This is a genomic window from Luteimonas sp. J29 (genome assembly GCF_000472505.1).
Classification (GTDB): domain Bacteria; phylum Pseudomonadota; class Gammaproteobacteria; order Xanthomonadales; family Xanthomonadaceae; genus Luteimonas.
In genome coordinates this window covers 212517-226154 of sequence record NZ_AWZR01000004.1, presented here as the reverse complement: position 1 = coordinate 226154, position 13638 = coordinate 212517, and the positions used below count along the sequence as shown (strand labels likewise).

At 71.6% G+C, this 13638-nt stretch carries 9 protein-coding genes and 2 pseudogenes; 5 read left to right on the top strand and 6 right to left on the bottom strand.

Annotation, left to right across the window (positions count from 1 at the left end):
* The first annotated feature begins 16 nt into the window (after window positions 1-16).
* The 3 genes from cobA to LUTJ29_RS18375 all read left to right on the top strand — a co-directional run bounded on the left by cobA (window position 17) and on the right by LUTJ29_RS18375 (window position 2483).
* On the top strand, window positions 17-811 hold the full coding sequence (gene cobA, locus LUTJ29_RS0108050; protein WP_051322841.1) for a uroporphyrinogen-III C-methyltransferase: 795 nt from the start codon (window positions 17-19) through the stop codon (window positions 809-811).
* Between the two features lie 106 nt (window positions 812-917).
* Window positions 918-1655 (top strand): glucose 1-dehydrogenase, encoded by a 738-nt coding sequence (locus LUTJ29_RS0108045; RefSeq protein WP_027072070.1) that lies wholly within the window; start codon window positions 918-920, stop codon window positions 1653-1655.
* A 96-nt stretch (window positions 1656-1751) separates the two neighbouring features.
* The gene (locus LUTJ29_RS18375) at window positions 1752-2483 is read left to right on the top strand and encodes a UPF0149 family protein (protein WP_027072069.1); all 732 of its coding nucleotides are present in this window, start codon (window positions 1752-1754) and stop codon (window positions 2481-2483) included.
* A gap of 1565 nt (window positions 2484-4048) precedes the next feature.
* Here LUTJ29_RS18375 and LUTJ29_RS19170 read toward each other — a convergent pair.
* From LUTJ29_RS19170 to LUTJ29_RS0108015, 6 genes and pseudogenes are all read right to left on the bottom strand, one after another.
* Window positions 4049-5731: pseudogene (locus tag LUTJ29_RS19170) on the bottom strand (DNA methyltransferase); the annotation flags it as partial.
* Window positions 5732-5771: 40 nt separating this feature from the next.
* A pseudogene (locus LUTJ29_RS19165) lies at window positions 5772-6020 on the bottom strand (type IIL restriction-modification enzyme MmeI); the annotation flags it as partial.
* Window positions 6017-6850: a Fic family protein gene (locus LUTJ29_RS16735; protein WP_232221175.1), complete on the bottom strand. Its 834-nt coding sequence runs from the start codon at window positions 6848-6850 to the stop codon at window positions 6017-6019. The gene LUTJ29_RS16735 and the pseudogene LUTJ29_RS19165, both read right to left, overlap by 4 nt.
* Window positions 6851-7245: 395 nt before the next feature.
* Window positions 7246-8262, bottom strand: a complete 1017-nt coding sequence (locus LUTJ29_RS0108025) for a 3-oxoacyl-ACP synthase III (protein ID WP_027072068.1) — start codon at window positions 8260-8262, stop codon at window positions 7246-7248.
* Window positions 8263-8913: 651 nt separating this feature from the next.
* Window positions 8914-9222, bottom strand: a complete 309-nt coding sequence (locus LUTJ29_RS0108020; RefSeq protein ID WP_027072067.1) for a DUF4156 domain-containing protein — start codon at window positions 9220-9222, stop codon at window positions 8914-8916.
* A 137-nt stretch (window positions 9223-9359) separates the two neighbouring features.
* The gene (locus LUTJ29_RS0108015; RefSeq protein WP_043740967.1) at window positions 9360-12194 is read right to left on the bottom strand and encodes a pitrilysin family protein; all 2835 of its coding nucleotides are present in this window, start codon (window positions 12192-12194) and stop codon (window positions 9360-9362) included.
* 137 nt (window positions 12195-12331) lie between these two features.
* On the opposite strand from LUTJ29_RS0108015, the gene LUTJ29_RS0108010 reads away from it, so the two are divergent.
* Both LUTJ29_RS0108010 and LUTJ29_RS0108005 read left to right on the top strand, forming a co-directional pair.
* Window positions 12332-13039, top strand: coding sequence for an SDR family oxidoreductase (locus tag LUTJ29_RS0108010; protein WP_027072065.1), 708 nt, complete (start codon window positions 12332-12334; stop codon window positions 13037-13039).
* A 43-nt stretch (window positions 13040-13082) separates the two neighbouring features.
* Window positions 13083-13547 carry a tRNA (cytidine(34)-2'-O)-methyltransferase gene (locus tag LUTJ29_RS0108005; RefSeq protein WP_027072064.1) on the top strand — a complete coding sequence of 155 codons (465 nt, stop codon included), beginning with the start codon at window positions 13083-13085 and terminating at the stop codon, window positions 13545-13547.
* The last annotated feature ends 91 nt before the right edge of the window (window positions 13548-13638 follow it).

The window sequence follows — 13638 nt, the reverse complement described above, 5'->3', positions numbered from 1 at the left end:
GCCACCGGAGACCGCCATGGACCCCGCCAGCAACGATCCGCACCTGCCGCGCCCGATCCCGGCCGAAGTCGTGCTCCTGTCCGCCGGCCCCGGCGACCTGGAGCTGCTGACCCTGCGCGCGGTGCGCGACCTGCAGGCGGCGGACGTGCTGCTGCTCGACGAACTGGTCGACCCGGCGATCGTCGAACTCGCGCCGGGCGCGCGCGTGCTGCGCGTGGGCAAGCGCGGCGGCTGCCGCTCCACGCCGCAGGACTTCATCTGCCGGCTGATGCGCCGCTACGCGCGGCAGGGGCTGCGCGTGGTACGGGTGAAGGGCGGCGACGCGCTGCTGTTCGGGCGCGCCGGCGAAGAGATCGCGTTCCTGCGCGCCGCCGGCGTGCCTGTGCGCATCGTCAACGGCGTCAGCGCCGCGTTCGCCGCCGCCGCGTCGCTCGGCGTGTCGCTCACCCATCGCGAACACTGCCACGGCGTCACCTTCGTCACCGCCCACACCGCCGACCATGGCGAACCGGACTGGGCCGCGCTCTGCGCCACCGGCACCACGCTCGCGATCTACATGGGCATGCGCAGGATCGACGCGCTCGCGCGCGCGCTGCTGTGCCACCTGCCCGCGCGCACCCCGGCCGCGATCGTGCAGGCGGCGACCCAGGCGGGCGAACGGCGCACGCTGACCACGCTCGGCCGCCTCGCCGGCGCGGCGGCCGGGGTCGCGCCGGGCCTGCCCGGGGTGATCCTGGTCGGCGGCGCGCTGCGTGAAGTCGCCTTCGAACGCAGCGGCCAGCCCGCGCAAGCGGTGGCGACGCCCGCCTGACGCGACGCCAGCGGCGGTCCCGGCCGCCGACGCGTTGACCCCGATCAATGCGCCGGCCGGCGCCACCGGCCAGCATGGCACCCGGACACATCGACGGGAGCCGCACATGGGGACTCCACTGACAGGCAGGACCGCCCTGGTCACCGGCGGCGCGCGCGGCATCGGCGCGGCCATCGTGCGCAGGCTGCATGCCGATGGCGCGAACGTGGCCATCACCGACGTGCTCGAGGCCGAAGGCCGGGCACTGGCGACGGAACTCGGCGAACGCGCCCGCTTCTTCGCCCACGACGTCACCGACGACGGCGCCTGGCGCGACGTGGTCGAGGCCACGCTCGCGGCCTTCGGCCGGCTCGACGTCCTGGTCAACAACGCCGGCATCTACGAGGCCGGGACCATCGAAGAGGCCGACCTCGCCGGCGTCGAGCGCCAGTTCCGGGTCAACCAGTTCGGCACGTTCCTGGGCATGCGCCACGCGCTGGCGCCGATGCGCGCGGCCGGCGGCGGCAGCATCGTCAACATCAGCTCCATCGCCGGGCAGCTCGGGCTCGCCGGGTCCGGCGCCTACGTCGGCACCAAGTGGGCGGTGCGCGGCATGACCAAGACCGCCGCGGTCGAGTTCGCGCCCGACCACATCCGCGTCAACTCGGTGCACCCGGGTTACATCGAGACGCCGATGCTCGGCGGCGTCGATCCCGAGGCGCTCAAGGCCGGCGTCGAGGCCACGCCGCTCAAGCGCATCGGCAAGCCGGAGGACATCGCCGCCGCGGTGGCCTACCTCGCGGGCCCGGACGCGAGCTTCGTCACCGGCGCCGAACTCACCGTCGACGGCGGCTGGATCCTGTAGGAGCACCGCGGGGGCGCGGGGCCTGCGGTGGCGTCTCCCGGCGGGAGGCCGCCGCGGGCGGCTACCATGCACGTTTCAACGCACGAGCCTTCGCCCATGACCGCTGCACCTCCCGGCCTCGACGACGGCCAGATCGAACGCCTGTCCGACCTGCTCGACCGGCGCGCGGTCCCGTTCCGCGGCTTCAACCTCGAAGCGCTCGACGGCTTCCTCTCCGCCCTGGCGGTCTCGCCCGAAGACATCCCGGCGGACGAATGGAGGCCGGTGGTCTGGGGCGGCAAGGAGCCGCGCTGGGACAGCGAGGCCGAACGCCGCGAGGTCCACGGCCTGCTCGACGCGCACCTGGCGATGTGCGCCGCGCGCGCGCGCTTCGAGGGCGACGACCTGCCCGAGCACCTCGCGCCGCTGATGTGGCTGCCGGAGGATCCCGAACTCGAGGGCGAGGACGCGCTGCACGAGGACGAACTCGACGTCGGCCACGACTGGGCGCTGGGCTTCTTCGAGGGCGTGGCCCTGCGCGAGGAGGCCTGGGACCGCTGGCTGGACGGGCACGACTGGATCGGCGAGGCGCTCGACCTGCTCGACCGGCTCGCCAGCGGCGAGGTCATCGACCCGGCCGACCCCACCGCCCCCGCCGCGCCGGTGACCTACCGCGAGCGGCTGGAAATCATCATGAGCGTCCCCGGCCTGCTGGCCGACCTCAACCGCCACCGGGTCGAGGCGCTCACCCCGCGCACCCCGTTGCGCCGCGACGACGGCCCGGGCCGCAACGACCCGTGCCCCTGCGGCAGCGGGAAGAAATACAAGAAGTGCTGCGGGGCGCAGTAGCCGGGAAGCGGACTGCCGCGCGGCGCGGCCGCGCGGTCATGCCGGTTCGTAGCGGCCGTCCTGCTCGCGCGCGCGGCCCAGTGCCACGAGCATGTCGAGCAACTGCGGCAGGCGCCGCTTCCATGGGCCGCGTGCGGTGAAGCGGGCCGCCACGTCGTCCACCGACAGCGGATGCGCGCTGCCGGCCAGCACCTCGGCCACCGCGCGCACCTGCTCCACCGCATCCCTGGGCCAGGGCTTCGGCTTGTTGCCGGCCTGCACCGCCACTGCTGCGACGATGGCCTCCTCCGCCGCGTCGCCCCCGTCGTGCTCCACGCCGCCCAGGGCCGGCTGCTCCGGTGCCTGGCCACCGCCCGCGGGATTCTGGAACTCCGGGCGCAGCCAGCGCACGATGCCGCGCGCCTCCTCGGCGGCGCGCTCGGCATTGAGCGCGACCAGCCGATCCAGCACCGCCTCCTCGAATCGGCCGGCGACTCGTTGCCATGCGCCACGCGCAGCAGCGGCAGCAGGTCGGACCACCCATAGGCTTCGAGCACGGCGGCGTCGAGGTCGTCGTGCAGCTGGCGCAGCACCGACACCAGTCCCTGCTCGTGGATGGCGCGCTCCTTCGCGCTCAGCGGCTCGCCCGCGCGCAGCTTCTCCAGCACGTTGTACATCCCGGTCAGAGTCAGGCCGGGATGCGCGGCCTGCTGGCGCTTGCGGTGGGCGTCCAGTTCCTCGGCCAGGCGGCGAATGCGCTCGGTCGGGTGCTCGCCAGAGACGTTCACAGGACCGCAGTTGCGGTCGGCGTCCTCCGGACTGTGGGCGATAGGGCCGCCGAACTTGTCGGCCGCGTGGAGGTCCGGGAAGGGGAACGATTCAAAGCACGCGGACTTGTTGTAAACAGACAGCACACCAAGGATCGCTGCATCCTCCGTAGCAATAGCGATCAGCTTGTCATCGGGCAGAACACTCCCGTCGAGGAGTACGAAGATCCTGTGTTTGCTTGTCTGCACGGTGACGATATAGCGGGAAAGGCCGGCAATCGACTCGCGCATTCGCGGCTGGTTCTCGGCGAACAGCCACCAGTTTTCGCGCCGACTGGCGCGCGGATTCTGGTCACGCCCGGGCTTAACCCGTTCGAGAAGGTGCTGGTAGATCGCCGGAAACCTGGCACGTACCTCGTCAGCCGAGAGGCCAAACATGTCGATCACCATCACACCGCGGCTTGTCTGGGAAATATCGCGCCCATTTCGATACAGGCGGATATGCTCATTCACTCCCGGAACGGTCCCCAATCCCAGTCGCATGGCTTCATCCGAATCTACGATGAAGCCTTCGCCATGCGGGATCACGCCTCGATTGCTGATTCCGCAGTTGGATCGAAGCGGGCACGCGCCCGCCACGTTGGCTCCCACCTTGAGGTCAGCGAACACCGCACCGCGCTTCTCCCGCAGAGTCACCGCAACCTCGTCCCCGCCCTCCCGTTCCTCCACGACCTGGCGCAGGACACCGGCGCTCTTTCCTTCCGCGCCCACCGTCATCGCGATGCGCACAGCAGCGCCGTCCGCCGTATCCACCCACGGATGGTCCGGGATTGCGAACAGCAGTGACAGGGGCTGCTTCTTGTCCGTGAGGTGCGGTTCGATCACGCGACGGTTGAACGTTTGCCGGATCGAATTGGTGGTGATCAGCCCAAACCGCTCCAGCGCGCCCTGCCGGGTCAGCTGCGCAGCGTAATGCCACCAGTACATGACGAGATCAGCTGATTCGGGCACTTCCGGCCATGCACTGCGCAGGGCTTCCACGTAGCCGTCGCCCAATGCGAGGCGCATGCGCTTGTTGCCGATGAACGGCGGATTGCCCACCACGAAGTCCGCCTTCGGCCACGCCGCCTTGCGCGGATTGACGTAGCGCTCCACCGGAACGCGCACGGTTTCGTCCGGAATCGGCTCACCGGTCACGGGCGACGGCTTCGTCGTCACCCCATCCCAGCGCGTCACCGGGCGGCCATGCTCGTCGGTGACGAACTCCACGCGGTCATAGGCCAGCACCGCGTCGCGGCACTCGATGTTGCGGAAATCGCGCACCACCGACTGCGGCGGGTTCACGTCGCCGCGGGTGCGGAAGTGCCACTGCAGGTAGCCGATCCACAGCACCACCTCGGCAATGGCCGCAGCGCGCGGGTTCAGCTCGATGCCCAGCAGGTTGTGCGGGTCCACCGTCTCGCCGCCCAGGGCGTCGGCGCGGTCCCCGCCCAGCGCCAGCCCGGCCTGGCGGTAGCCGAGCTCGTCCAGCGCGTTGAGCACCTCGCCCTCCAGGCGCTTGAGGTGCTCCAGGGTCACGTACAGGAAGTTGCCGGAGCCGCAGGCCGGGTCCAGCACGCGCACGCTGCACAGGCGATGGTGGAAGCGCAGCAGTTCCTGCACCGCCTCGTCGGCCTTGCCCTCGCCCGCCAGCGTGCCCGCGGCGGCCTGCGCCAGGCCCCATTCCTGCCGCAGCGGCTCGATCACCGTGGGCAGCACCAGGCGCTCGACGTAGGCGCGCGGGGTGTAGTGGGCGCCGAGCTTGTGGCGCTCCTTCGCGTCCAGCGCGCGTTCCAGCAGGGTGCCGAAGATGGCCGGTTCGACATGGCGCCAGTCGGCCTTCGCGGCCTCGACCAGCAGGTCGATCTGGTCGCCGTCCAGGGGCAGGGTGTCCGGGCTCTTGAACAGCTTGCCGTTGAACCGCAGCACGTCGTGGGCCAGCACGGCCGAGAAGCCGCCGGCGTCCATGTCGCGCCACAGCTGGGCGAGCATGCGCATGGCCACGTCGGGCTGTTCGCGGTACCTGTGCAGCAGTTCGCGGAAGGCGTTGTCCGGCAGCAGGTGGACGTCCTCGGCGAACATGGTGAACAGGCAGCGCATCAGGAACTGGGCCACCTGTTCCGGCGCGTGGCCGGCCTGTTCCAGGCTGCGTGCCAGCCGGGCGAGGCGGTGGGCGATGTCCCGGGTGACGCGCGCGGACTCGCGGCTGGGGTCCAGCGACATCGGGTCGAGCCAGACCCAGCGCAGGCGCTCGCGGATCTCGTCCCTGCGCAGGTCCTGCAGCGCGATGCGGTGGCTGCTCGGGTCCGGGAACGGGACGTAGGTGCCGCCGGAACGGCTGAACTCCGAATACAGCTCGATGCGGCGGCCCACGTCCACCACCACCAGGAACGGTGGGCGCCCCTCGCTGGCGGGCAGCGCACGGGCGTAGGCCTCGGCCTGGCTGCGCGCGCAGCAGGGCATCGTCGAAGCCCTTGTGGCCGGCGCCCTGGCGCAGCTTCTTGGACTCGAGCACGAAGGCGCCGCGGCGGTACAGGTCGATACGGCCGGCGCTGGTGCCGCCGTCGCCGTGCACGAAGGTGACCGGACGCTCGAACATGTAGTCCTGTTCGGGCGTTGGATGCGGGCGCGGCACCCCCAACAGCTCGCACAGTTCGATCAGGAAGCTCTGCGACGTGGATAGCTCGCTGGCGGGCACGCCCTGCCACTTGGCGATGAACCCGTCGGCGTCGTGGTGGTGGGCTTCGCTCACGGTGGTGACGCTCCCGCGCTCAACAGCGCGAACAACGGCCGGTTGATGTAGTAGTTGTTGCGACCCACCCGGATCTTCTCCAGCACGCCATCGGCCGCCAGCGCATCGAGGTAGCGCGTGGCGGTGATGCGCGACACGCCGAGTTCGCGCTGCGCGAACTCGACCCGGGTGTAGGGGTGGTTGAACAGGTTGTTGATGAGGTCCTGGCTGTAGAACCTGTAGTTGGCGCGGATGCGCTGCTTGGTGTCCTGGAGCAGCCGGCGGATGGCCTGGACGGTGGCCACGGTCTCGGACGCGGCGGCGGCCACGGCGTCGAGCATGTACAGCACCCAGTCTTCCCACGCATCCGCCTCGCGCACCGCCTGCAGCAGGCGGTAGTAGTCCGGCTTGGTGCGCACGATGTGGCGGCTGAGGTAGAGCACCGGGATATCGAGCAGCCCTTCCTTCACCAGGTAAAGCACGTTGACGATGCGGCCGGTGCGCCCGTTGCCGTCGTAGAAGGGATGGATGCTCTCGAACTGGTGGTGGACCAGCGCCATCTTCACCAGCGGGTCGGCGGGGAACGGCGGATCGTCGTGGATGAAGCGTTCCAGGTCCCCCATCAGCCGGCGCACCTCGTTGGCGTCCTGCGGCGGCTCGTACACCAGGTTGCCTGCCGCGTCGCGCAGGGCAGTGCCCGGCAACCTGCGCAAGCCCGCCCGGTTGCATTCGAGCTGCTGCTGGACGTCGAGGATCGTGTTGAGCGTCAGCAGGCCGGTCTCGCGGACCCGGCTGTAGCCGGCGCGCAGCGCCTGACGGTAGCGCAGGACCTCCTTGACCGCGGTGCCCACGGCGTCGGCCGGATCCTCGTCGCGGTACAGGTCGTCCTGGGTGGTGACGATGTTCTCGATCGCGGAACTGTCCCTCGCCTCCTGCAGCGTGAGGGTGCTGACCAGGATCCCTGGTTGGGAATGGTGGCCGCCACGCCCTTGAGCTCGGCAAGGGCCCGGCTGGCGGCCGCCAGCCGCTTCAGGATGGCAACGGTCTCGAAGCGTGCAGGGTCCAGCGCGTGCAGGGATGGCAGGGACATTGCACGCTCTACATGTATAGAGAATTGGATTTCTTGTACATGTCCGGGCCGACATGTTCAATCGTCCCCGGATCCTGATACATGTCCCGCGCCCGGACACCGGACACGACGAGGGCCGGACGGGCCGGCCCTCGCTTCACCGCCCGGCGGCGCGCGTTACCAGACCACTTCGGCCATCGAGCAGTTCAGGCCCGAGCCGATGCCGAGCAGCGCCACGCGGTCGCCCTTCTTCAGGCGGCCCATCTCGCGCAGCTTCGAGAGCACGATCGGCACCGAGGCCGGGCCGATGTTGCCGTGCTCGCCGAAGATGGTCATGACCTTCTTCGGGTCGATGCCGATGGCCTTGGTGAAGGCCGCGGTGTGGACCTTGCTCACCTGGTGGATCACGTACTGGTCGAGTTCCTCGACCGCCCAGCCCAGCGCCTGGCGGGCCGCGGCGAAGGTCTTCTGCGCCAGCTTGATGCCTTCCAGCAGCAGGGTGCGGGTGTCGGTGATCATGCCGTCGAGGTTGCCGCGGCAGAGCTTGTTCCACTCGGTGGCCGCGCGGGTGACGCCGCCGCGGTAGCGCGGCGCGCCCGGGGCGAGTTCGGCGCGGGCCAGGACCATCGCCGCGGCGCCGGAGCCGAGCGTGAGGGTGGCCAGTTCGTTGCGGAACTGCTCCTCGGTGGCGTCCTCGCGGGTCAGGCGCTCGAGGGTCTTCTCGTAGGCCAGGTTGGCGGTCTCGCCGTCGACGATCAGGGCGTAGTCGATCTCGCCGCGTTCGATCATGCGGCTGGCGATGTCCATGCCGTTGATGAAGGCCAGGCAGGCGTTGGCGACGTCGAAGTTCTGGCAGGTGTCGGGCAGGCCGAGGTTGCCGGAGACGATGCTCGCGGTGGACGGCTCGAGGTAGTCGCGGCTGACCGAGGTGTTGACCAGCAGGCCGACCTTGTCCGGATCGATGCCGGCATCGGCCAGCGCCTTCACGCCGGCAAGGGTGGCGACGTCCGAGGCCTGGACGTTGTCTTCCCACAGGTAACGCGAGTGGATGCCGGCGATCTCGCCGAGCACGTCGGCCTTGATCCCGAGGCGGTCGAGGGTCGGCTTGAGCCGCGCATTGATCTCCGCCGAGGACAGCCGGCGGGGAGCGTCGATGTGGGCCAGGCCGGCGATGGCGACGTGCTGGAAGAGCATGGGCGTGCTGCTATGCAACAAACGGAGCCGTATAGGGTACCCCTTCCCGCCCCGGTGCGCATGATTCCGCTGAACGGGGGCCCGGCGCATGCCCCCGGGATGAAGCGCCCCCTGCCCGGACGCCGGGGCGGATGCGATGGACTCCGGGACAACGGGCTGGCGCCGCGAACCCGGTCCTCCCGTCCAATCCGGGCGGAAGCTTCCGGGCGAAGGCCGGCTACGGGCAGGCCCGGGGACGAATGTCCCCCGGCGCCAGCCTCCGGCCGGCGCCTCCTCCTTGATTTCGTCCCCGGGCCTGCCCGCATCCGTCCTTGGGGGATCCGGGCGCCTCACTGGAAGGCGCGGGCGAGCGCCAGTTGCGGCACGGAGCAGCCGGTGTCGCCCCGATGCCGTGCCCCGTGCATCCGGCAGCCGCGCCGCGTCGGGGGTGGCAGGCCCCTGCGGCGAAATCAAGGAGGAGGCTTCCGCCTGCAGGCGGAAGCCGGGGGACATTCGCCGCAGGGGCCTGCCGGCCCCGGCGCGGCCCCACGCCAGCGACGTCAACAGACGAGGCGTCGCTTGGGCTTGGGCTTGGGCTTGGGCTTCAGCCCCGGCTCCGGCCGCCCGGATGGCACAGCCGGACGCAGCCCGCTGCGCGGGACCCGGCGGGCCTCAGCGCCCGCAACGCCAGGCCGCGAACCGCTGGCTGCCCTGGACCGGATCGGTCAGCGGATGGATGGTGTCGGCCTGCAGGCCCGGGGCCTCGTTGCGGGCCAGGGTCTCGAGCTCGTCCCGGACCTTGATCGGATTGCGCTCGATGAACGCGATCGAATGCTTCACCGACACCTCCACCTCGCCGCGCTTCTCGCAGCCCGCCGGCGCGCTCGACGCCACGGTGACCGCGGCCGCGCCGGGCGCCATGTGCACCCAGGTGCAGGCGGACAACAGCAGGGCCAGCGGGACGGTCAGGAGGATGCGCATCTGGGGACCTCGTCGAACAGTGGGGAAATGCGAGGCCGCATTGTGCCGGCATCGGCCACCCTGTTCAGGTGGCAACGCCCGCCGTAGCGCGGGCGTTCAGCTGGCGCGCGCCGGGGACGCGCGTCGTCGCCTGCGGCTCAGCGCGCGACCGGGTGGCCGTCGGCGTCGATCACCTGCACCTGGCCGATGCCCGCCTCGCGGGCCGCGGCCTCGGTCTGCGACAGCTCGCCCACCACCACCCAGGTCAGCGCCTCCGGGCGCAGGTTGCGCGCGGCGTCCGCCACCTCGGCCGGGGTCATGGCCTCGACCTCGGCCTTGCGCCGGAACACGTAGTCGTCCGGGCGCCCGTAGCGCACGATGCCGCTGATGGTGCCGAGCACCGACCAGGCGGTTTCGTAGGCGCCGGGCAGGCTGAGGGTCTGCACCGCCTTGACCCGGGCGACCTCGGCCTCGGTCGGCGGCCGCGCGCCGCTGGCGAAGTCGGCGACCTCGCGCTGGATCTCGGCCATCGATTCGCGGGTCCTGTCGATCTGCACCGGCGCCGACACCAGCCAGGTGCGCTGGCCGAGCGCGCCGCCCAGCGAACTGCGCGCGCCGTAGGACCAGTGCTTTTCCTCGCGCAGGTTCATGTTCAGGCGCGAGGTGAAGTGGCCGCCGAGCACGCCGTTGGCCAGTTCCAGCCGCACCGAGCCCGGATCGGTGCTGGGCGGGACCAGGTGGCCGGCGAAGATGTTGGCCTGCACCGCGCCCGGCTGGTCGATCAGGAACACGCGCGGCGCGACGGGCAGGTCCACCTGCGGCAGTTCCACCGGCGCGGCCGGCTCGCCCTCGCCGGCCCAGTCGCCGAAGTGGCGCTCGAGCGCCGGCACGATCTCGGCCAGCGTGGTGTCGCCGACCACGATCACCGTCGCCTGTTCCGGGCGCACCCAGCGGCGGTGGTAGGCGACCAGGTCGTCGCGCGTGAGCGCGGCAATCGACTCCTCGGTGCCGCTGCCCACGCGCCCGTAGGGATGGCCGGCGCCGTACAGCAGGGCCGGCAGCACGCGCCCGGCCATGCCGGCCGGCCGCGCCTTCTGCTGGCGGATGCCGGCGATCCAGGTCGCGCGCACACGCTCGATTTCGTCCGGATCGAAGTTCGGGCGGCGGACCATGTCGGCGAACAGCGCCAGCGACGGATCCAGGTTCTCCCTGAGCGCCGAGACCCAGGCGCTGGCGCCGTCCTGCGAGGCGCTGGCGCCGAGGCTGGCGCCGAGCCGTTCGGCGCGGCGCGAGAACTCGAGCGGGTCGAGCCCGGCGGCGCCCTCGTCGAGCAGGCCCATCGCGAAATCGGCGGTGCCGCTGCGGTCGGCCGGGTCGGTGGCGTGGCCGCCGTCGAACACGTAGGCCAGCTGCACCACCGGGATCTCGTGGCGCTCGGCGAGGATCACGGTGCTGCCGTTGGACAGGCGCGCGCGCTGCAGCGCCGGGAACTTGAGCTCGGGGAATTCGGTGGTGCGCGGCACGCCGAGGCTGCGGTCGACCGCCGGCGGCAGGGTGGAGTACTGCGGATCCGGCGCCGGCAGCTCGAACGGCGCCGGCTCGACCGCCGGATCCTCCTCCGGCGGCGTGCGCTCGCCGGGCTCGACCACGATCGTGTGGCTGCCCTCGCCCAGCCAGCGCGCGCCGGCCTGCTGCACGTCGCGCGCGCTCGCGCCCGACAGCCGCGCCAGCTCCTCGCGGAAGCAGCCGGGGTCGCCGTGGAAGACGGTGCATTCGGCCAGCACGTCGGCCTTGCCGCCGAAGCCGCCGATGCGCTCGATGCCGCGGATGAAGCCGGCGCGGATCGCGGTGCGCGCGCGCTCGAGCTCCTCCGCGCTCGGGCCCTGCGCGACCAGGCGCGCGATCTCCTCGTCGATCGCCGCCTCGACACGCTGCGGATCGACGCCCTGCTTGACCGTGGCCACGATGTAGAAGGTCGAGCCCAGCTGCCCGGATCCGACCGAGGCGCTCACGTTGTCGACCAGCCGTTCGCGGTGCAGCAGGCGCTCGTCCAGGCGCGAGGAGCGCACGCCGCCCAGCAGGTAGGCGAACAGCTGCAGGTGTGGCAGCTCGGCGTCCCCGGCCGCGGGCACGTTCCAGGCGCGGTAGATGCGCGGCTGCGGGACCTTGTCGTGCATCACCTCGCGCGTGGACGCGGGCCGGCGCACCACGTCGACCTGCGGCTGGGCCATGCTCGGCCCGGCGGGGATGTGGCCGAAGTACCTGGCGACCTTCTCCTTCGCCGTCGCCAGGTCGATGTCGCCGGCCAGCACCAGGACCGCGTTGTTCGGCCCGTACCAGGCGCGGAACCACTGCCGCACGTCCTCGAGGGAGGCCGCGTTGAGGTCGTTCATCGAGCCGATCACGCTGTGCCCGTAGGGGTGCCCGTTCGGGTACAGCGCGCGGGTCAGCCGCTGCCAGACCAGGCCGTAGGGCTGGTTCTCGCGCTCGCGCTTCTCGTTCTGGACCACGCCGCGCTGTTCGTCGAGCGCGGCCTGGTCGACCGCGCCCAGCAGGTGGCCCATGCGGTCGGACTCCATCCACAGCGCCATGTCCAGCGCGGTGGTCGGGACGTTCTGGAAGTAGTTGGTGCGGTCGGTGTTGGTGGTGCCGTTCTGGTCGGTGGCGCCGACCGCGGCGAAGGGCTCGAAGAACTCGCCGTCGTGGTGCTCGCTGCGCTGGAACATCAGGTGTTCGAACAGGTGCGCGAAGCCGCTGCGCCCGGCCGGCTCGTCCTTGCTGCCGACGTGGTACCAGACGTTGACCGCGACGATCGGGGCCTTGCGGTCGGTATGCACCACCACGCGCAGGCCGTTGGGCAGGGTGAAGGTGTCGTAGGGGATGTCGACGGCGACCTCGTCCGCGGCGCGGGCAGGCGCGGCCATCAGCCCGGCGCCGGTGGCCAGGGCGAAGGCGAGCGAGAGCAGGGCGGGGCGCAGTGCGGGTCGGAGCATCGGCATGTCGGGTCCGGGAAGGAGAACCGGACCATGGTAGCGGAGCGGCGCGGCGCGCCCCCGGGCCGAAAGTCCCGCAGGCGCCGTCCGTGGCCCGCGATGACGCGGCGTGAACGCGGACGCGGCACACTGGCGGCATGTCCAGACGCCATGCCCTCGTCACCGGCGCCAACCGTGGCCTGGGACTGGAGTTCGCGCGCCAGCTGCTGGCCGCCGGCGACCACGTCGTCGCCGCCTGCCGGCACCCCGGCAAGGCCACCGCGCTCAACGCCCTGGCCGGCGAGCACCCCGGCCGCCTGCACGTGCTGCCGCTGGACCTCGCCCAGCCGCGCACCCACCAGGAACTGGCGCGCGAACTGCCGCTGGTGCTGGGCGACGACGCGCGCCTGGGGCTGCTGGTGAACAACGCCGGCATCCTGCATCCGGGCGAGCGCTTCGGCAGCCTGGCCGCGGCCGGCTTCGAGGACAGCTTCCGCACCAACGCGCTCGGCCCGCTGCTGCTGACCCAGGCGCTGGCGCCGCTGCTCGGGGACGGCGCGCGCGTGGCCAACCTGTCTTCGAGCCTGGGCTCGATCGCGCTCACCGCACGCTTCGGCACCCCCAGCTACTGCATGAGCAAGGCGGCGCTGAACATGGCCACCGTGCAGCTGGCGCATGCGCTGGCCGGGCGCGGCATCGTGGTCGTCGCGATCAGCCCCGGCTGGGTCCGCACCGACATGGGCGGCGCGGGCGCGGAACTGGACCCGGCGCAGGCGGTGGCCGGCATGCTGCGGGTGATCGACGGCCTCGGGTCCGGCGACAGCGGCCGCTTCCTCGACTGGCAGGGCGACACGCTCGCCTGGTAGCCGCCGCGGGCGACAATGCCGCGTTTCCGCCCCCGGCCGCGCCGTGTTCGACATCCTCCTCCACCAGCCCGAGATCCCGCCCAACACCGGCAACGTGATCCGGCTGTGCGCCAATACCGGCGCGCGCCTGCATCTGGTCCGGCCGCTGGGTTTCGACCTGGACGACCGCCAGCTGCGCCGCGCGGGCCTGGACTACCACGAGTACGCGACGCTGCAGGTGCACGACTCGCTTGCCGCCGCGCTCGAGCGCATCGCCCCGGCGCGCCTGTTCGCGCTCAGCACCCGCGGCGCGGTGCGCTACGACGTGCCCCGCTACGCGGCGGGCGATGCATTCCTGTTCGGATGCGAAACCCGGGGACTGCCGGAGGAGGTGCTCGAGGCGGTGCCGGCCGACCGGCGCCTGCGCCTGCCGATGCGGCCGGGCAACCGCAGCCTCAACCTGTCCAACGCGGTCGCGGTGGTGTCCTTCGAGGCCTGGCGGCAACTGGGCTTCGAGGGCGGGGCATAGACTTCGCCGCGATGCGGTGATCTGCACAGGGCGCCGGTTTCGGGCGCGGCCAGGGTCCATGCAGGGACGTCCCTGCGCCCCGCATGTCGGC

Coding starts and splice junctions, on each gene's coding strand:
- cobA (WP_051322841.1), top strand. CDS start 17: ATGGACCCCGCCAGCAACGATCCGCACCTGCCGCGCCCGATCCCGGCC.
- LUTJ29_RS0108045 (WP_027072070.1), top strand. CDS start 918: ATGGGGACTCCACTGACAGGCAGGACCGCCCTGGTCACCGGCGGCGCG.
- LUTJ29_RS18375 (WP_027072069.1), top strand. CDS start 1,752: ATGACCGCTGCACCTCCCGGCCTCGACGACGGCCAGATCGAACGCCTG.
- LUTJ29_RS0108025 (WP_027072068.1), bottom strand. CDS start 8,262: ATGCTCTTCCAGCACGTCGCCATCGCCGGCCTGGCCCACATCGACGCT.
- LUTJ29_RS0108020 (WP_027072067.1), bottom strand. CDS start 9,222: ATGCGCATCCTCCTGACCGTCCCGCTGGCCCTGCTGTTGTCCGCCTGC.
- LUTJ29_RS0108015 (WP_043740967.1), bottom strand. CDS start 12,194: ATGCTCCGACCCGCACTGCGCCCCGCCCTGCTCTCGCTCGCCTTCGCC.
- LUTJ29_RS0108010 (WP_027072065.1), top strand. CDS start 12,332: ATGTCCAGACGCCATGCCCTCGTCACCGGCGCCAACCGTGGCCTGGGA.